The organism is Desulfacinum hydrothermale DSM 13146 (assembly GCF_900176285.1).
GTDB classification, from domain to species: domain Bacteria; phylum Desulfobacterota; class Syntrophobacteria; order Syntrophobacterales; family DSM-9756; genus Desulfacinum; species Desulfacinum hydrothermale.
Genome location: NZ_FWXF01000009.1, coordinates 97,662 through 116,061, shown reverse-complemented (window position 1 = coordinate 116,061; position 18,400 = coordinate 97,662). Strand labels below are relative to the sequence as shown.

General features: G+C 61.4%; 17 protein-coding genes. 7 read left to right on the top strand and 10 right to left on the bottom strand.

Going from position 1 to position 18,400, the window contains the following annotated elements:
• Positions 1-145: 145 nt before the first annotated feature.
• Positions 146-556 (top strand): hypothetical protein, encoded by a 411-nt coding sequence (locus tag B9A12_RS09700; protein ID WP_084057686.1) that lies wholly within the window; start codon positions 146-148, stop codon positions 554-556.
• A 409-nt stretch (positions 557-965) separates the two neighbouring features.
• Here the strand turns inward: B9A12_RS09700 and B9A12_RS09695 are convergent, their stop codons facing one another.
• The 3 genes from B9A12_RS09695 to B9A12_RS09685 form a co-directional block, all read right to left on the bottom strand.
• Positions 966-1,166: a hypothetical protein gene (locus B9A12_RS09695; RefSeq protein WP_084057685.1), complete on the bottom strand. Its 201-nt coding sequence runs from the start codon at positions 1,164-1,166 to the stop codon at positions 966-968.
• A 13-nt stretch (positions 1,167-1,179) separates the two neighbouring features.
• Positions 1,180-2,202, bottom strand: a complete 1,023-nt coding sequence (gene mreB / locus B9A12_RS09690) for a rod shape-determining protein (protein ID WP_084057684.1) — start codon at positions 2,200-2,202, stop codon at positions 1,180-1,182.
• A 120-nt stretch (positions 2,203-2,322) separates the two neighbouring features.
• Positions 2,323-3,777, bottom strand: a complete 1,455-nt coding sequence (locus B9A12_RS09685; RefSeq protein ID WP_084057683.1) for a diguanylate cyclase domain-containing protein — start codon at positions 3,775-3,777, stop codon at positions 2,323-2,325.
• Positions 3,778-3,894: 117 nt separating this feature from the next.
• Here B9A12_RS09685 and mutL point away from each other — a divergent pair, with 117 nt between their 5' ends.
• The 3 genes from mutL (at position 3,895) to B9A12_RS17360 (ending at position 9,293) form a co-directional block, all read left to right on the top strand.
• Entirely contained in the window at positions 3,895-5,760 is a 1,866-nt protein-coding gene (mutL, locus tag B9A12_RS09680; RefSeq protein ID WP_084057682.1) for a DNA mismatch repair endonuclease MutL, read from the top strand.
• A 20-nt stretch (positions 5,761-5,780) separates the two neighbouring features.
• On the top strand, positions 5,781-6,740 hold the full coding sequence (gene miaA, locus B9A12_RS09675; protein WP_139796570.1) for a tRNA (adenosine(37)-N6)-dimethylallyltransferase MiaA: 960 nt from the start codon (positions 5,781-5,783) through the stop codon (positions 6,738-6,740).
• Between the two features lie 246 nt (positions 6,741-6,986).
• On the top strand, positions 6,987-9,293 hold the full coding sequence (locus B9A12_RS17360) for a dynamin family protein (RefSeq protein ID WP_084057681.1): 2,307 nt from the start codon (positions 6,987-6,989) through the stop codon (positions 9,291-9,293).
• Here B9A12_RS17360 and B9A12_RS09665 read toward each other — a convergent pair.
• The 4 genes from B9A12_RS09665 to speD form a co-directional block, all read right to left on the bottom strand.
• Positions 9,214-10,143 carry an RluA family pseudouridine synthase gene (locus B9A12_RS09665; RefSeq protein WP_084057680.1) on the bottom strand — a complete coding sequence of 310 codons (930 nt, stop codon included), beginning with the start codon at positions 10,141-10,143 and terminating at the stop codon, positions 9,214-9,216. The genes B9A12_RS17360 and B9A12_RS09665 overlap by 80 nt on opposite strands.
• Positions 10,124-10,510 carry an FmdB family zinc ribbon protein gene (locus B9A12_RS09660; protein ID WP_084057679.1) on the bottom strand — a complete coding sequence of 129 codons (387 nt, stop codon included), beginning with the start codon at positions 10,508-10,510 and terminating at the stop codon, positions 10,124-10,126. The genes B9A12_RS09665 and B9A12_RS09660 overlap by 20 nt, the downstream gene beginning before the upstream one ends.
• Before the next feature lie 77 nt (positions 10,511-10,587).
• The gene (locus B9A12_RS09655) at positions 10,588-11,508 is read right to left on the bottom strand and encodes a fused MFS/spermidine synthase (RefSeq protein WP_084057678.1); all 921 of its coding nucleotides are present in this window, start codon (positions 11,506-11,508) and stop codon (positions 10,588-10,590) included.
• Positions 11,505-11,885, bottom strand: a complete 381-nt coding sequence (gene speD / locus B9A12_RS09650; RefSeq protein ID WP_084057677.1) for an adenosylmethionine decarboxylase — start codon at positions 11,883-11,885, stop codon at positions 11,505-11,507. The genes B9A12_RS09655 and speD overlap by 4 nt, the downstream gene beginning before the upstream one ends.
• Before the next feature lie 482 nt (positions 11,886-12,367).
• Here speD and B9A12_RS09645 point away from each other — a divergent pair, with 482 nt between their 5' ends.
• Together B9A12_RS09645 and B9A12_RS09640 are read left to right on the top strand one after the other, a co-directional pair.
• The gene (locus tag B9A12_RS09645) at positions 12,368-13,930 is read left to right on the top strand and encodes a 2-isopropylmalate synthase (RefSeq protein ID WP_084057676.1); all 1,563 of its coding nucleotides are present in this window, start codon (positions 12,368-12,370) and stop codon (positions 13,928-13,930) included.
• Between the two features lie 379 nt (positions 13,931-14,309).
• Positions 14,310-15,605 carry a D-alanyl-D-alanine carboxypeptidase family protein gene (locus B9A12_RS09640; protein ID WP_084057675.1) on the top strand — a complete coding sequence of 432 codons (1,296 nt, stop codon included), beginning with the start codon at positions 14,310-14,312 and terminating at the stop codon, positions 15,603-15,605.
• Between the two features lie 290 nt (positions 15,606-15,895).
• Here the strand turns inward: B9A12_RS09640 and B9A12_RS09635 are convergent, their stop codons facing one another.
• Together B9A12_RS09635 and B9A12_RS09630 are read right to left on the bottom strand one after the other, a co-directional pair.
• The gene (locus B9A12_RS09635) at positions 15,896-16,102 is read right to left on the bottom strand and encodes an FmdB family zinc ribbon protein (protein ID WP_084057674.1); all 207 of its coding nucleotides are present in this window, start codon (positions 16,100-16,102) and stop codon (positions 15,896-15,898) included.
• 86 nt (positions 16,103-16,188) lie between these two features.
• Positions 16,189-16,614 carry a carboxymuconolactone decarboxylase family protein gene (locus tag B9A12_RS09630; RefSeq protein ID WP_245802409.1) on the bottom strand — a complete coding sequence of 142 codons (426 nt, stop codon included), beginning with the start codon at positions 16,612-16,614 and terminating at the stop codon, positions 16,189-16,191.
• 124 nt (positions 16,615-16,738) lie between these two features.
• Between B9A12_RS09630 and B9A12_RS09625 the strand changes: the two genes are divergently transcribed.
• Entirely contained in the window at positions 16,739-17,626 is an 888-nt protein-coding gene (locus B9A12_RS09625; RefSeq protein WP_084057672.1) for an Mrp/NBP35 family ATP-binding protein, read from the top strand.
• 334 nt (positions 17,627-17,960) lie between these two features.
• Here B9A12_RS09625 and B9A12_RS09620 read toward each other — a convergent pair whose 3' ends face one another.
• Positions 17,961-18,383, bottom strand: a complete 423-nt coding sequence (locus B9A12_RS09620; protein ID WP_084057671.1) for an arsenate reductase ArsC — start codon at positions 18,381-18,383, stop codon at positions 17,961-17,963.
• Positions 18,384-18,400: the final 17 nt, after the last annotated feature.

Genomic DNA, 18,400 nt, shown 5'->3' with positions numbered 1-18,400 from the left:
CCGTGGTGGAAAGCGTGTCAAACGGGGGTTCCCCTGGAAGACCGCCCCTGCCTGCGTTGCCATGGGCCGGCAGGCACCTTAGCTTTGAGGCAAGGAAAGGCGTTGAGCACGTATGGCCGCCGGCTGCCGGGAAAGGATGACGATTATGAATGCGTCCGATCGGGACTTGGAGCAACTCCTGGCGGAGCTTCAAAAAGAGGTGGGTCGCTGGGAAGATTCCCAATATCATGTGGCGGAAGAAGATCTTTTCGATCTGAAACGCTTCCTTTTGGATCGGGGCCGGCAGGATCTGGTGAGCACGTTGGAGTCTTTGTATGGGACTCCGCTCAACCGGGCCTTCTGGGGGCGGCTGCTGCCCTATCGACGCTTGCGCCGGGTGCGCCTGGAACTGGCTGCAAGACAACAAGAGCAACGTGAGCATCAGGCCCGCTTTCTGCGTTCTTATGTGGAGTTCCAGCGCGAACTGGCCTTGTTTCTGGACCGGCTGGAGCGGGAAGAAGAAACTCCTCGCCCCGCGCTTCGGATCGTATCCGATGATCCCTCCCCTGAAGAATGATCCCCGCGCGGCGCGCTAGCCAGCGGCGCAAACCGCGCTCCGGCTTTTCGGATCCGGCGCGGCTGCCGAGAAGCCTTCACCCTACCCTCCCCTTCCCGCGTGACCCGGGAGCTTGTTGGAAGAGGGCTGTTTGGGTCCAAGATACGGGGACATTACCGTCCCCAGCGTGGGTACGGTCTTCCGTCCCGCCCCAAAAGGCTCTTTCGCACCGTTCATGGGCTGCGCCACGAAAAAGGCCCATGCCCCACGGTGCACGAAGCCCTTGGAGGCAGCGTATGCCACGCGCCTTATGCGGATACTTTCGCGCAGGAACGCCGCTCCGGCCCGTGACGGCCGGGCGGCATTGCCCGCAGCCGGGGATGGAAAAATCTAAGGTGTTCTTTTGAAGGATCTTGTGGTGCCGGGTCCGTCAATGGAGCTCGGTTCTGCAGGCTGGGAAGACATCCAACGAGGCCTGTTCCCACTGGGAAACCTCACCGCCCTTGGCCTTCAGGATGGCGCAATGGACGTTCAAGGCACAGTGGGCCACGCAGATGGGATCCTCTCGGTTGAAAGCGCCATAGCAGTCCATCTTCCCTTCGACTTCCGCTGCCGTGAACACCCTATCCATGAATAGCTCCTTGTTAGTTCACGAAGACATCACGGAAATGGTCAAAATGCTCGACGACTGATCCCGCCCCCCGCACAATGGCCGTGAGGGGGTCTTCTGAAATGTTGACCTTGAGCCCGGTGGCCTCATGGAGCAGCCGGTCCAGGCCTTTCAAGAGCGCGCCTCCGCCGGCCAGCCAGAAACCGCTCTGGCTGATGTCGGCGGCCAGTTCGGGAGGGGTCTTTTCCAGGGCCCGGCGCACGGACTCCACGATGGCTTCCACGGGTTCCTGGATGGCGTTTCGAATCTCTTCATCGGTGATGGTGAAGGTTTTGGGAATACCGGTCAGGATCTCCTTGCCGGGGATTTCCATCTTGACCGGTTTGTCCAAGGGATAAGCGGATCCGATCTGCATCTTGATGTTTTCGGCCATCGGTTCGCTGACCGCGATGTGCCGTTCCCGTTGCAGATAGCGGATGATGGCTTCGTTGGCTTCGTCGCCCGCCACGCGGACCGATTCGCTGTAGGCCACCGCGAACATGGAGATCACCGCCACTTCCGTGGTTCCGCCGCCGATATCCACCACCATGTTGCCCACCGGCCGCTCGATGGGAAGCCCCGTTCCGATGGCCGCGGCCATGGGCTCCTCAATCAGGTGCACCCTGCCCGCGCCGGCCTGCTCGGCGGCATCGATCACGGCCCGCTTTTCCACGGAGGTGATCCCGGTGGGCACGGCCACCACCAGCTTGGGGCGAATGAGAGGCCGACGCGACAACACGCGGGACAGGAAGGTTTTGATCATCACGCTGGTGACCTCGAAATCCGCAATGACCCCGTCCTTCAAGGGCCGGATATGGACGATGTCATCCGATGTGCGCCCTGCCAGCTCTTTGGCCTCGTGGCCCACGGCGACCACTTCCTGTTTGTGGCGGTGGATGGCGACCATAGAGGGTTCGTTGAGAACGATCCCTTTGCCGCGCAGGTAGATGAGGGTGTTGGCGGTGCCCAGGTCCATAGCAAGATCTTTGGATAAGAAGCTCAAAAGCCGGTCCAGCATGTGCGTCCTTTCTGCACGCGTCCATCGTTGTTGCCGGCTCACCACCAGGCTGACCAGAGTCTAGCCCCGGGGCCGCAGGCCGTCAATGCTTTTCCCCCGCCGGTCTTTGCGCGAAGGAAATCACGAAGACCCGCTTGAGGGCGAAGATCGCGACGGGCCGGGCCGAAACGATTCCAGCAGCCGGCGGTAGGCCGTTTGCCAAAGATCGTCCGCCGTGGTCCCGTCCTGGGGCAGCGAGGCCCAACCCAAATGGATCTTGAGATGGATTCCCTTCCTGCGGGGCGCCGAAAGCTTGATCAGGCATGCGTCCAGCGCATCGGCGGTGAGCATGAGCTCTTTCATGTCCCCTTGCGGGTGGAGCACGGCGTAGCGGTTCTGGGCCAAACGGCCTGCGATGGCTCCCGGCGGGGTGGCGTCCCGGAGGGCTGCGGCCAGCGCGCTTTCCCACTGGTTTGTCTCGGAAGGGGGAAAGATGCTTTGGGCGTACTGCCAGGGTTCGCACTGCACCACGATCAAGGCCAGGGGGGTACTGCCGTGGATGGCGGCCTGCACACATTGGTGAAGCCGCTGCGCCAGCGTGCATTCGTTGAGCAGTCCGGTGGGGCCATGGGTGCAGGCCGACTCAAGGTAGCGCGCATGCCAGTAGACGCTGTCCAAGAAAGCGGCGAAAATCTGAAGGGCCTTTTCCACCGCGTAGCGTTCGTCCTGGGCCCAAGACATCTTCTTTCGGGCCAACACAGCCAGGCACAGGCGCCCTCCCGCTCGGCGCTCCGTTGTGAGCACCCAAAGGGAACCCTGGTGCGGCAGATTTTCACCCGGGAAAAAGAGGTAATGCTCGTCGGCGTCCGGTTTGAGGGCCGGAATGAAGAGCTGTCCCCCCTTGCGCATCGTTTCGGCCACCAAGGCAGGCGACGAGACGGGAAGGGGCCTTTGCAGCAACCCGCGCGGAAGGGATCCGGACGCCGAAAGCATGGTGCCATCCCTTTCACCCGGATCCTGCTGCAGGCAGAAAGCCCAGTCGGTGCCCAAGAAGGCGCGGGCCTTTTCGGTGAGCTCGTGGGCGGCTTCCAGTGGATCCTTGGCGGTGTGCCAGCATTCGATGAGCTCGTGCCAGAGGGTGAGGATTCTCGAATAGCTGTTGCGTTCGAAGACGCATTGTTGCTGATCCAGGAGCTGGCGCAAGACGCGTGCGGTCTCCAGGATCCATTTTTGCTGCTTGTCGTTGAATCCCCAGTGACGCTTGGTGTCCGCGTAGAGCAGCCCCTGGCCGGTGCCCACCGGTGTGGCCAAAAGTCCCTTGATGCCCCCCTCCCCCTCACGATAAAAGGGCAAGGACGCTGCCAGCTTGTCCACATCCACTTTGCCCAGGTGCACGGTATGGCCCACCTTGTGCACCTGGGACAGGATGCCGCTGCCGTCCTTGGGAATCGAGACTTCCGTCTGCAGGTATTTGCTCAGGGAATGGGCGGCCACCAGACGGAAAGCGCCGCAATGGGGGTCGTACTGGAAAAACGCCACCGTGTAGGCGTCCAGTACGTTGCTCAGGAGATGAATGACGGACTCAAACGTGTTCATGGTGATCCTTGCTGCCTGAAGTGGGCGCCTTGAGATGCACTTCGCCGCCGGATACACACTCCCTTTAACTCTTCATAGTGGCGGATCGGCCATAACACTGTCAACCAAGGATCCAACGTGGGACGTATAAAGGTATTGCCCGAAACCCTGTGCAACCAGATTGCCGCCGGCGAAGTGGTGGAACGGCCGGCGGCTGTGGTCAAAGAGCTGGTTGAAAACAGCCTGGATGCGGAAGCCGGGCGCATCGTCATCTCGCTGGAAAGGGGCGGCAGGTCGGAAGTGTGCGTGGTGGATGACGGGGTCGGCATGGACGCCGACGATGCCTTGCTGGCCCTGGAACGGCATGCCACCAGCAAGATCACATCCGTTTCTGACCTGCAAGCGGTTCGATCCCTTGGGTTTCGAGGCGAAGCGTTGCCGAGTATCGCGGCGGTGAGTCGCTTTGATCTGATGACACGGGAGCGCGATGCCGTGGCCGGAACGCGGATTCGCGTGGAAGGCGGCGTCATTCGATCCGTGGAAGAAACGGGATGCCCTGCCGGCACCTCCATCACCGTGCGCGATCTCTTTTTCAACGTGCCGGCCCGGCGAAAATTCCTCCGCTCCGTGAACACGGAATGGGCGCATATTCTGGACCTGGTCCTGCGGCTGGCCTTGGCTTATCCGGACGTGCACTTGCAAGTCCACCACCAAGGCCGATGCACCCACGATTTCCCCAAGGCGACTTCCCTTGTGGAGCGCGCCGGCCAGGTCCTGGGACACGACACGGCCCGGAGCCTCATCCCCGTGCGCTCGGAAAAGGCCGGTGTGCACGTGGAGGGCCTCCTGGGACCGCCCACGCTCCAACGGGCCAACACAAAGGGCATCTTCCTCTATGTCAACCGACGCGCGGTGAAGGACAGAGTTCTCCAACATGCTTTGCTCAGCGCCTACGATACCCTCATTCCCAAAGGCCGATACCCGTCGTGCATTCTCTTTGTGTCGGTACCCCCGGAGTTGGTGGACGTCAATGTCCATCCCACCAAACGGGAGGTGCGGTTCCGACGTCCGTCCCAGGTGGTGGAAACAGTGCGGGGATCGGTTTCGGAGACCCTGTCCCAGGCCCTGCAGGCCGGAGTGCGCCGTCCCCTGCCCGCCGGCAGCGCCCGCGAGGATTTGCGCCCGACCGCCCAAGTGCGCGAATTTCAAAATCGCCTGGGCCGTCCGGATGCCTTCCCGGAAAAGCCGAGGTTGCAGGAAGGATCCAGCGCTGTTCTGGCATCTGACGCCGACGGCCTTTCCGAGACGCACCCCGGAAGCGGTTCGGCTGCCGCAGGCCCCCGCCGGGAGGCCCTGCCCCGCCAGGTCCCGCTCTTTTCCCGTGAAGATCCGTTCTCACACGAAACTCCAGGATCGGAATCCGTCCTTCCCAGGTTTTCCCAGCTCCGCATCCTCGGACAAGTGGCCCGGTCCTACATCCTTTTGGAGGCACCGGACGGCCTGGTCATCGTGGATCAGCACGCGGCCCACGAGCGGATTCTTTTCGATCGATTGGCTGCGGAGGGCTCGTCGCGGGCGTGTCAAAGGCTCGCACCGCCCGCGGTGGTGGATCTGCTTCCGTTGGAATCCACGATTTTGAAGCGTTGGCTGCCTCAACTGGCGCAGCTCGGCTTCGAGGTGGAACCCTTTGGGGGCGAAAGCTTCGTGGTGCACACCGTCCCGGCGGTCCTCGGTCGGATCGACCCTCGGGAAGTGATCCGCTCCGTGGTGGAAAGCAACCCCGAGGAGGAGTCTTCCCCAAAGGTGGAGCTCTTGACCCGGCTTGCCAAAACCGCCGCGTGTCACGGATCGGTGCGGGCGGGCCAACGATTGAGTCATGACGAGATCCGGCTCCTGCTGCAGGACCTGGACAAGACGCGATTCGGCGCCACCTGCCCCCACGGTCGCCCCCTGTGGCACAAGATCACGGTGGCGGAATTGGAGCGCGCCTTCCTTCGCACCTGAAAGTGGATACCGACGATTCCATGGGTCCCTTGGCAAACGAACAGGAACATGGCCGGCGACTTCCCATCGTGCTTCTGGCCGGCCCCACAGCCGTGGGAAAGACTTCCTTGGCGCTGGATTTGGCACGCCGGATGAACACCCAGATTGTGAACGCCGATTCCATGCAGGTCTACCGCCACATGGACATCGGCACCGCCAAGCCCACGGCCGAAGAGCAGCGCCTGGTACCGCATCATCTCCTGGATGTGGTGGATCCCGACGAACCTTTTGATGCCGCGCGTTATGTGGAGATGGCGCGGCCCATCGTGGACCACTTCCATCAGCGCGGTCGTATCCCTTTGGTGGTGGGTGGAACCGGGCTCTATATGAAGGCGCTCACGCGCGGGCTGTGTCCCGGAGCCCCGTCGGATCCGGAGATTCGACGGATCCTGAGTGACGAGCTGGCCCAGCGGGGTTCACCGGCCTTGCATCGGGAGCTTTGCCAAGTGGATCCGGAGCTGGGCCGGCGCCTCCATCCCAATGACCGTCAGCGGATCCTCAGGGCCCTGGAAGTCTATCGTGCCACGGGCAAGCCGCTGTCCCACTGGCAGGCCCAACATCGATTCCAGGACCGTCTCTATCCCAGCATCAAAGTCGCCCTCTTCCGGGAGCGTGAGGAGCTTTATGATCGGATCAACCGGCGCACCCTGATCATGATGGAGCAGGGTTTCCTGGAGGAGGTGCGAAAGCTTTTGTCCATGGGCTACGATCCCTCACTCAAGCCCATGCAATCGCTGGGCTACCGGCATCTGTGCGACCATCTGTTGGGCAAGCGAAGGCTGGACGAGGCGGTGTCGCTCATCCAGCGCGACACCCGCCGCTATGCCAAGCGGCAACTCACCTGGTTCAAAGGCGATCCGGAATTTCAATGGTTCCACGCCGAGGATCACCAGGCGGTCCTTCAATGGGTGCAGGAACGGATCCGGGCCATGCAGCAGTAGGGGCGGGTTCGGATCCCCCCCTTCCCCCACAAAGTTCGGCCGGCCGCACGGGCCCGCCTGGCGATCCCCAACCCTTCCTTCGCATGGGAAGGAAACAACCGGGGTGTTCTCGGACCCAGGGGCCTTGTGCATGATCATGGCCCCGCTGGCACGTGGCGGTTTACCTGAGGCGGGAAATGCGCTAGCATGCCGCGGCCTTTCACGATAACCGGCATTGGACATGCCACACATTGATCTTGGAGCCCTATGAACGAGTTTCTACGATTCCGGGACAGCATTGCACTGCGCACGGCCTCCTTGCGTTCCTCTGTGGAACGGTTGCTGGAGGACCAACTGATCGATTCCCAACGGGCTGCGCTCTGGTTGGAACACCTGAACCTGGTGAGCGGCGCGTTGCAAGACCCGCTGGTGCGGGTTGCCGTGGTGGGTTCCGTCAAATCGGGCAAGAGCACCCTCATCAATGCCCTGTTGGGCCGGGATCTGCTCCGGCGGGGTGCGGGCATCATCACCTCCTTCATCACCCGAATCCGTTCCAACACCAGCCAAGGCGGCTGGGTGGAGCTGAAGTCCTGGCCGGAGATTCACCGGGAAGTGCGCGAGGCGGTGGCGCTTTTGCCGCCCACCGAAGATGGGGCCCTGGCCCAGGAGGAATGGGACCTGAGGAACCCCGACCACCGGGGGATTCTGCAGGAAAGGCTCCGGGCCGTACAGCGGGAATGGCAGCAGAGCCGGGGGAGCCTGGAGGCCAACTTCGTCCTCCTTCAGGCCTATCTCAACGGCTTCGACGACCTGGAACAGATGGTGGGCGAAGAGCCCAACCGCCTCCATTTCGATGCCAACACCCTGGAGGAACACCAGAAATTCGTGGGGCGGGAATCCCACGCGGTTTACCTCAAAGATGTGCAGCTCCACTACCCTGTCCCTTGGCTGGGTGAAGAGGTGGAAATCGCCGACTGTCAGGGAAGCGATGCTCCCAATCCGCTCCATTTTGCGCTCCTGCAGGCTTACCTGCTCAAGGCGCACCTCATCGTCTACGTGGTCAGCTCCCGTACGGGGCTGCGGGAAGCGGATCTGAAGCTCCTCCAATTCATCAAGACCCTGCGCATGCTGCCCCACACCCTGTTCGTCTTGAATCTGGACCTGGACAACCACCAAGGGCCCGACGATGTGCACCAGTCCATCGAGCGATTGCGCCAGGAACTGGAATGGACCGTGCCGCAACCCCACGTTTTTTCCTTCTCCGCCCTCTACCACCTGATCCAGGCCCAGGGAGAGCGGGCACCGGCCAAAGACCGCCGGCGTTTCCAGATCTGGAACGACGAATTCGCCGATGGGCACATGGACTCGGTGGTCGGCTTTCAACAGTTGCAGGAAAGGCTCTCCGAGCGGATCGGACGACAGAGAATCCGGGTTCTTTTCGGAAGCGGCCTGAACCGACTGGGCGTGGTGGCCCACGCCCTTTCGGAGACCACGCGCACCCAGCGCCAACTGCTGGGACAAAACGTGGATCAACTGAAGCGCTCCGCCAAGCGGCTGCAGGACCGTCAGGAAGCGCTCTTGGAAACCTTGGGAACCCTGGAAAACGCCATCTCCGGTCTTCGCGACACCCTTCGCCAGGACCTGGACCGCGCTGTGGGTACCTTTTTTGACCTGAGCTATGGCGCGGTGGTTCAGGAGACGTTGCAGATGGTGGACACCCATCCCGTGGATCCCTCCTATTTGAAGGATCTGAGCGATCCGGCCAAGGTCTTGAAGCAGCTTCACCGCTATTACCTGGACTTTCGCCGATCCCTGTCCGTTTTTCTGGTGGAGAAGGTGAACCTGGCAACCATTGAATTCGCCAAGGAACAGGAGCAGCATCTTCGCAGTCGCCTGAGCCAATCCTCGCGGGCCTTCTGGGCGCTCTTCGAGACGGCCATGGAGGAATACCATCGGGAACTGGCCTCCTTCGGGGTGGAAACACGCGGTTTCCAACGGCCTCCGGAGACGGGCTGGAACGAGTGGGAGGAGATCACCCCGCCGGCCTTCAGCGGCTTCGTGGATGAAAACGCTCTGGGCCGCGGGGCGCTGCTCATGAAGTTCGGGATCGGACGGGTTTCCCGCCTGCTGAATACGCTGAAGACCCGCCTGGGAAGAAAGGGGCGCGCAGAGCAACGGAGTGCGGAAAGCGATACCCTTCGGGAGGCCATCGAGGTGGTCAAGGCCGAAGCCCGTTCGGAGCTGCTCTACGCCTTCCGTGACTACCGCCAAAACTTCCGGTTCCAGTACCTGCACCGGCTGCTGGACGTTGCGAGCGCCAAGCTGGTGGAGGAATTCCGTTTGAGAGCCCGCATGGCCCAGGTGGACTTTTCCGATCTGCTGCGCCAAGGGCGTCAAGAAGAAAGTGTGCGCCAGCGGCACATGACGACGCTGGAGGAGACCGCCCGGTTTGCGGAAGAACAACTGGACGCCATCGAGGAACTGCGCCGGGCCCTCAATCTGGAATGGTTCCCGGAGGAACAGGCGGCCAATCCTGGGGAACAGGCGCTTTCAGACGGAGGGGCTGCCGGGTGACCGGGTGCTCCAATTCCAGCCGATAGGCGTGGAGGCGCAATGGCTCCGCCCTAGCGGGAGCGGAATCGCCTCCGTAGAGACGATCGCCCACGATGGGATGGCCCTCGGAACTCAAGTGGAGGCGAATCTGATGGGTCCTTCCCGTGAGTGGTCGGGCTTCCACCAGCGCCCTGTCTTGGTCCCGGAAAAGAACCCGAAAGGCGGTGCGGGCGGGCCGGCCCGAGTGCCTGGCGCAGACCCGATACGCCCCCTTCCCTCTTCCGATGTCGCGATCCGTCACCCAGTGGTCCCGGAACGGGCTTCCGGCCACCCATGCCAAGTAGATCTTCTTCACGCGACGCGCTTGGAAGGCGGCCCCCAAGCCTGGATTGGCCTTTTTGTGCACGGCGAGAAGAATGACGCCCGTGGTGTCCCGGTCCAGGCGCTGGTGCAGCGCCGCATAGGCGGGATGTCTCTCGGCGGCCAGGTACCGAAGCACGGCTGCGTAAAGGTTGTTGTAGGCGTCCGCCGGAGTGGCTTGGGAGGGGATGCCGGCCTCTTTGTTATAGGCCAGGATCCAGCGGTCCCGGTAAAGAAGGCGCTTGGGATCCAGCTCGTAGGTTCGAGCGGTCCCCTGCCACGGCCAGTAGATGCGCACCCGAGATCCCTTTGCGAGCAGGAAATCGCTCCGGGTTTGCCGGCGCCCGTCCACGTGCACGGAGCCGAAGTCCAGGAGATCTTCGGCCTCTTCGGGACTCAACAGACAGATTTGCTCCAGGAGCGCCCCCAGCGTTCGGCCGTTCAGGTGCGCTGGGACCTGCACTTCCTGAAAGGCTTTCGCGCGAGAACCGTCACTCCAGATCGTCGTCATGGGCACCGCCGTCCCCTCCGCCCGTACCACTCGCTTGGCCGCCTCCCGCGGCCTCCTCTTCCATGGCCTCTTCGATCAGGGAGTCCACGTCCTCGTCCAGGTCGTCACCCATCTCGTGGGTCATGGCCTTCATGAATTTGGCCATGCTCTTGGGGTCGTTTTCGTCCAGGTTTCCAAAACGCGCAGGGTCGGCGAGACGTTCCAGGCGGGTTTCTTCCGACAGACGAACGCGAACGCGGGACGGAATGCGCCGGAGCCCGCTCTGATGGCAATGGGTGCAGGTGTCGGGCACCACCTCGGAGACACGGAACGTAATGAACTCGTTTCGCCTGCCACAGTGTGTACAGATGAATTCGTAGATCGGCATTTGTCAGACCTCCTCCATTTCACGGGTCCGTGTCGCGGGCGGCCATCCGGCCAAGGGCCCTGCAAATTTTCAACGGCCTAAAGGATTTCGTCAATATGGATCTGGTGGTCGGTGTCCGTCAAAGGGCGCTGGTGGGTGCCGTAGGCCTGTTCCAGGTAGGGAGGGAGAATGAAAAGGCCCAGGAACATGGACGGGCTCAGGTACCGCAGGGGAAGCGAGGCGGCTTCGGCTCGTCGGGCCACCTGCTCCGGCGACCACTGGGGGTCCAGAGATCCCAGAAGATGGGCATCCGGTCGATGGAAGCTGTGGAGCATATAGGGGCAGGTGCGGGCCACGGGGAAGGAGGCGGCCAGGGTGTTGTAGATGCGTGCGTGTACCGTGCATTGTTGCGGGCTGATGGATTCGGCCTGGACGGCACAGGCGCCGCCGGGCTGGAGCCGGCGGCGCACAATCTGGAAAAATTCGCTGGTATAGAGAAGAACGGCCGGGCTGTCATCCACTGGATCGCTCAGATCCAAAAGGATCACGTGGAAGCGCTCATTGGTGGCTTCCAAATACGCCCGGCCGTCTCCCACGACGAGCTCGACCCGGGGATCGTCGAAGGCGCCCTGGTGCCATTCGGGCAGAAAGTGCCGGGCGATGTCCACCAGTTGCCCGTCCACTTCCACCATGAGAACGCGTTCCACGCTCGGATGGCGCAGCACCTCGCGAAGAGTGGCCCCCTCGCCTCCCCCGACGATTAAAACGGACGTGGGCCTGTCCACGCTGAACAGCGCGGGATGCACGAGGGTTTCGTGGTAGATGAACTCGTCCCTTTCCGCAGACTGCAACACCTTGTCCAGGAACAGAACCTTGCCGTGAAGCGGCGAATCAACGATATCCACGCGCTGAAATCGGGTTCGGCCGCTGAAGATGATGGAACGGCACAGGTAGGCAAGGTCCACACCCCCAGTGCAGAGTTCGCGGAACCAGTGGTGTGCGCTGGCCTCCTCGATCACGGCTTGTGCCTCAGCTCCTTGCCCGGAAGATCCAACACACCGCGCTTGATCTCCATGACAGACATGCTGCCGGCCTTGAAGGCCTCTTTCAGGTATTGGAGCGATGCGTCGGAATCTATAAGATCGCCGCACGTGAAAATGTCCAGTGCGCAATACCCATATTCGGGCCAGGTATGGATGCTGAAATGGGATTCGGCAATGATGACGGCGCCGCTGACGCCATGCGGAGAAAATTGGTGGAAAACGGGTTGGACGATGGTTGCCTTGGAAATGGCGACCGCCTCCACCAGGATCTTCTCTACGGAGGATACCTGGTTGATGAGGTCATGGTCGCAGTCATAGAGCTCGACGATCAGGTGTTTTCCTAGTGATTTCATTTTCTTCTCTGCTTCCTCACGTCATGGTTTTACCTTTTCTCTGGGTTTGCAAAACAAAAAACCTCCAATTCATGGGGGGGCTGTCATGCGGCAAGCCGCATGACCCAACCAAACGCCATAAACGGAGGCGGGCCAAACGCATCCACTATACTCAAAACTTTTCCCAGCGCAACCAAAAAGTAACGGTGCCGTCTCCATAACGCACAAGACAGGCCCCGATGAGCCTTCCAACTCCGGCCGAAATGGCGCGTGTGCTCCCCGCCTCCTTCAAAGAAGTTGACAATGGACAATGCCCTTGTAAATATCGTGACGGACCAGATATCCACCGATCTTAGTCTTTTTGACGAGCGAGCGTCCAACGGCGCTATGACAAGTCCCCAAAAGGTGCGGGAAGGTTCCTGGTGCCGCGAGCGGAACCTTCCAACACTCCCCGCCTGTCCCCCATGGTGTGCTTGCCATTGTCAACCCAAAGGAGGTGACTGATGAGACCGATCCGGATCTTCGATACAACGCTTCGCGACGGGGAAAAATCGCCCGGGACCGTGCTTTCGGTGCAGGAAAAAGTCCGACTGGCCAGGCAGCTGGCCCGCTTGGGGGTGGACGTGCTGGAAGCGGGATTCCCGGCGGCATCCGCGGAGCAGTTCCAGGCGGTGGAAGCCATCGCCCGGCAAGTGCAGGGACCGGTCATCGCGGCCCTGGCCCGCCCGACCCATGCCAAGGACTTCGAGATGGCCGCCGAAGCGCTGGAGGCGGCCGCAAAGCCCCGGATTCACACCTTCGTGCCCGTTTCCCCTTCCTATCGCCGCCATTTTTTGAAGATGGACGTCAAGGAGTGCCTGGCCCTGACGGAGCGTGGAGTCCGGTCGGCCTTGCAAAAGGTGCCGGAGGTGGAATTTTCCCTGGTGGATGCCCTTCGGGCTCCCCTGGAAGACGCGGTGGCCATGGCCCGTGTGGCGGCCGAAGCCGGAGCACAAGTGGTCAACATCGCCGATACCGTGGGGTATGCCGCTCCCGCGGAGGTGGAACGACTCATGGAAGCGGTTGCCGCCGGTCTGGCTTCCTTTCCCGATGTGGTACTGAGTATTCACTGCCACAACGACCTGGGCCTGGCGGTGGCCAACTCTTTGGCGGCCATAGGCGCCGGCGCCGGCCAGGTGCATTGCACGGTCAATGGGATCGGGGAGCGTGCAGGTAACGCCGCCTTGGAAGAGCTGGCCGCCATGTTGAAAGCGCGGCAAGACCACTTCCAGTGCGAAACGGGAATCCGGTTCCAGCGCCTGGGTCCCACCTGTCGGCTCGTCAAGAGACTCACCGGCATCGGCATCCAGCCCCACAAGCCCATCGTGGGAGCCAATGCCTTTGTGTATGAAACCACTGTACCGCAGCTGGCCGATGCGGCAGAGCAGCCGCCCTATCAAATCGTGGACCCCAGGGAACTGGGCATGGCGGACCAGGCCAATGAGCTTCCCAGGGATATGACGCGCGAAGGCCTGGCGGATGCGGCGGATCGCCTCGGCTATAGGCTAGAGGACGATGAGTTGGATCGTTGCTGGCAGGCCTTCCTGGATCTTCGGGATCGCAAGGAAAAGCTCTTTGAGAGCGATTTGGAAAGCCTACTGGATGAGCAGATGAAGGCCCCGGAAGCTCGCTACCGGCTGCTCTACTTGAACGTTTCGGCCGGGTCCATCTCGGTGCCCAACGCCACGGTTCAAATGGAAGTGGATGGAGAGGTCATTCAAGACGCGGGCTTCGGACAGGGCCCCGTGGATGCGGCCTTCAAGACCATTTGCAAGATCACTCGGCGATTTCCCAAGTTGGTGCGCTACGAAGTAAACGCCGTCACGTCCGGAACGGATGCCCTGGGCGAGGTGTGCGTTCGCTTGGAAGAAGACGGCCAGTGGGCCCTGGGCCGGAGCGTGGCCACCGATGTGGTGCTGGCCAGTGCCCAAGCACTGATCCATGCCCTGAACAAGTTGGAACAGAGCCGAGAAGCCACTCCCATCTCCGAATTCGCTTTGCTGGAAGACTGGGAGCCCCGCCTATGACGCCCTTTGGGCCATAGGAGTCTGTTCGAGAACGCCCAGGTTGCTCCCTAAGGGCCCGTGCTTCCAGCCTAACCTTCGGCGGTAGGGGCGGGTTTCAAACCCGCCCCGAGTCCCCCAAGGCCAGACGGGCAGCACGAACCCGCCTGGCAGCTCGAATCTTCCCCGTCCACTCCTCGCTTCACTTGACAGCCGGCCGAGACCGGGATCCCGCGCCGAGGCGCGCGAGGAATTTCCCCTCGCCCCCTTGAATTGGCCCCCCGAGTGCTGCTAAGAGTCTCCCCTGTTGGAACGGGGACGCCCTCTCCCGTTCCCGGTGGCCGAGAGAAGCGGACTCGAATTGGGGTGGAGATCTTGCCTGCTACTGAAAGGGGTCGATGGCATGGCTGGTGACCGATGGATTGACAAGGCCCGGGGGAAGTCAACCCTGGCGTTTTTTCGGTGGACGATCGTAGCCTGCGTGGTCCTCGTGTTGGGCGTGAGTTCCGGCCGGGCGCAGACCGCCTTGAAGGTGGAGGCCCGCTCGGCGATGTTGGAAGAGGTGGCCACCGGCGAGGTGCTCTTTACACAGAACGCGGACGAGCCCATCGCCCCGGCTTCCTTCACCAAGATGCTCACGCTCTATCTCGTCTTTGAAGCCCTGGAAGAGGGACATGCCCGGCTGGACGACCAGGTCTGGGTGAGTGAGAAGGCGTGGCGCACAGGCGGATCCAGGATGTTCATCGAGGTGGGGGACAAGGTTCCCCTGGAGGAACTGATCAAGGGCATCGCCGTGGTATCGGGAAACGATGCGTGCGTGGCCGTGGCCGAGCACCTGTACGGATCGGTGGATGCTTTCGTGGAAGCCATGAACCGAAAGGCCCGCGAACTGGGCATGGCACACAGCCATTTCGAAAATCCCAACGGTCTTCCGGCCGACGGACAGCTCACCACGGCGCGGGACATGGCGACCCTGGCCCGCGCCTACATCCAACGGTTCCCGAACGCCCTTCGGTATCATTCCATGACCGAATATACCTACAACGGGATCACACAGCCCAATAGAAACCGGTTGCTCCTCAAGGACGCCAGCGTGGACGGGCTCAAGACGGGCTATGTGGCATCCGCCGGATACCACCTGGCCGCAACCGCTCGACGCGACGGCATGCGGTTGCTGGCCGTGGTGATGGGGGCCGCTTCTCCGGCAACGCGAGAACGGGAAGCCCACAAGCTTCTCAATTACGGCTTTCGTCAGTACGTCTTGGTGGCTCCGCCGGATCCGGCTTCGCCCTTGGCGGTCCTGCGGGTCTGGAAGGGAGCCGTGGATGAAGTGTCGCTTTATCCCAAGACCAGCCGCCCCATTGTCTTGAAAAAGGAGTTGCGGCAGGGACTACGGTGGGAACTGAAAGTTCCGGAATCGGTCACCGCTCCGCTCGAAGCGGGCCAGGTGCAGGGAGAGACGCTGCTCAAATCCGGCGATGAAATTCTTGCTCGGGTAGAGCTGATCAACCGCCAGCCGGTGCCCGCCGGCGGGCTGCTCAAAAGGCTGTGGCATTCCCTGCTGCTGATGCGTCTAAACGGGTTGGCTCGGTGGTGGAAGGCGGCTGGAGGCGTTGCCCTGATGGCGGTTCTGGTCGGCCTGGTGTGGATCCGGGCCCGGGCCAAGCGCCGTCGGAAACAACGATGGCAGCTCCGATGACGCACATGGAACCGAAAGGGTCTTCAAAGCACCCGGCCTGATCTCTACGGAAAAGAAGAGCGGAGGGCTCAAAGAGCCGCCGCTCTTCTTTTGCCTACTTTTTCTGCGGATCGCCGATCTCGCAACTGGGAGACATTCACGTGGAGACACCCATCTTGGGAAGCACCCACTTGTTCAAGATCACCCAAACAGCGACGATTCCAATCAACCACCATGCGTCCTGACTCATGCGAACCTCGATTCTTCCACTTTGACGGTTGCCGATGACCCATCGGCATCACACATCAGGCTCAGCCAAAACCTCCCAAGCCCCCGGTTCCGCAGCCGGAACTCAGTGCGCTGCCCAGAGAACCCTTGCTGCTGAAAGACGACAGCAGCTTGGTCACTTCCTCGGCTTCGCATTTGGGACAACGCAACGTCTCCTCGTCCCGCGAAGACCACACGAATGTTTCGAACTCATGACCACACTTCTGACAGCGATACTCAAAAATGGGCATCCTCTCTCACCTCCACCGGATGATTGTCTCAAGCCGTCGTTTCGAAGGCCCACACGACATGATAGACATTAGTAATCCGGTGGGGCTTATGCAAGAGGTTTATCCGATACCGGCTGGGCCGGGGGCCACTGGCCCCGTTCCTGGAGCACGGATTTGAGAGTGGCGAGGGCCGCATTGACCACCGGAAACCCTGCATAGACCCCCACTTGAAAGATGGCCTCGGCGCAGGTCTTCCACGACACCCCCACATTCAAGGCACCGTGCAGGTGGATGCGAAGCTCCTCGGTCCGCCCCAAGGCCGCCAGGGCCGAAACCGCCACCACCTGTCTTTCCGGAAGGGAAAGCACCGTGCGGGAATAGAGGTTGCCCGTGATGAAAAGCGATAAATCCCGGGCCAGCTCGGGGTCGAATTCCTTCCACAGGTGATAGGGCACCTCCACGTCCACGGGGCCGGAAAAGAGTTGGGCGGCGGTCTGCTTCGTTCGTGCCTTCAGGCTGGATTCCTTCACCACGTCCCCTCCTTGTCCTGTCTGCAAGAGCATCCGTTCTGTCCTGTCAGTTGACAACCGATTGGTAGCTCTTTACCTTAGCGTCCACCGAAAGGGGAAATTTTATCTGAGCGAAGGGAGACCACCCATGAGTTCTTGCGAAGGAAAATCGTGTTCCACCTGTGAACGTCGTTCCAAGGGCACCAAAGATGAGCTTCTGGAGTGCAAGCTGTCGCGCATCAAGCACAAGATCATCGTCATGAGTGGCAAGGGGGGTGTGGGCAAAAGCAGTGTGGCTGTCTACATCGCCTTGGCTTTGGCCCAAAAGGGCCACCGCGTCGGTCTGATGGACATCGACCTGCACGGGCCCAGCATCCCCAAGATGCTGGGCTTGCACGGTCTTTTGCGCATCAGCAAAGACCAGGAGATCCTCCCCCATGAGTACAGCCCCAATTTCAAAGTGGTGTCCATTGAATCCATGCTGGAGGATACGGATTCGGCGATCATTTGGCGCGGCCCGATCAAGCACGGCGTTATCCAGCAGTTCATCAGCGACTGCACCTGGAATGACCTGGATTTTCTCGTGGTGGATTGTCCTCCGGGAACGGGCGACGAGGCCCTGAGCATCGCGCGGATCATGCCGGACGCCAAGGCCGTCATCGTCACCACGCCCCAGGAAGTGGCTCTGGCGGATGTTCGCAAATCCATCAATTTCTGCAAGAAGGTCCAGCTGGATATCGCCGGGCTGGTGGAAAACATGTCCGGTCTTTATTGCCCGCACTGCAATGAGTTCATTCCCATTTTCCGCACGGGCGGCGGCTCCAAGACGGCCGAGCGCATGAAGATCGACTTTCTGGGGTCTCTTCCCTTCGATCCCGCGGTGGTGGTGGGAGGCGATCAGGGGCGTCCCATCCTGGAAGACGCCGCATCGGATTCCCCATTCCGAAAAGCCGTGGAGACGCTGGCCGATGCCGTGGTGGCCCGTTTTGAAAGAAACGGTGCCGAGGAAGTGAAAGAAAGCCAGACCGTGCACTGATCGGCCTGTATCGAGCAGAGCCGCACTCTTCTCTTGCCGGGGGCAAACGGTGGTTTGTCCCCGGCAGGACGACCTCAAGAAGTTAACACCCCATAACCGCTAAAAAAGATAGTATTCCTTGCCCGCCGGGGGACCTGTTCCGAGCGCAAGGAACACGGCTGAGCCCAAGGGGCTTGTCTGAGAACCCCCAATTGGCTCCCTTGTTGTGTGGCCGGAAGGTTGGGACTTTCAAGCGGGCTTGTGCTGCCGGCCTTGCCATGCCTTGTAGGGTTTCCAACGCTCTCCGCCGAGGCTTCCTGAGAGCACCGAGACCGCACAGCCCTTCCTGGCATCTCTACAGGTTCAGTTCTTCCACGAACTTTCGGATCTCCTCTCGGACCCGCCGATACGGTTGGAGGGCCTCCTCTTCCGATGCGGCGTCTTGGGCCAGCCGAGGGGGATCATCGAAGGGGACGTGCAGGCGCTGCGTGGAGGCGGGAAAATAGGGACAGGTTTCCTGAGCGTGACTGCACAAAGTGATGACGAAATGAAAATCCACCTGGGGCAGCTCGTCGATGCTTTTGGACCGATGGCCGGTGAGAGGGACGCCGGCCTCTTCCATGACCCGAGCCGCTCGTGGGTCCACGGTCTTGGGCTCCACACCGGCGGAAAACACCTCATAGCGGTCTCCATGAATCGCCCGGGTCCAGGCTTCCGCCATCTGACTGCGACATGAATTGCCCGTACACAAATAGAGAATCCGCTTCCGATCGCTCATCTATCGTCTCCAGCCTT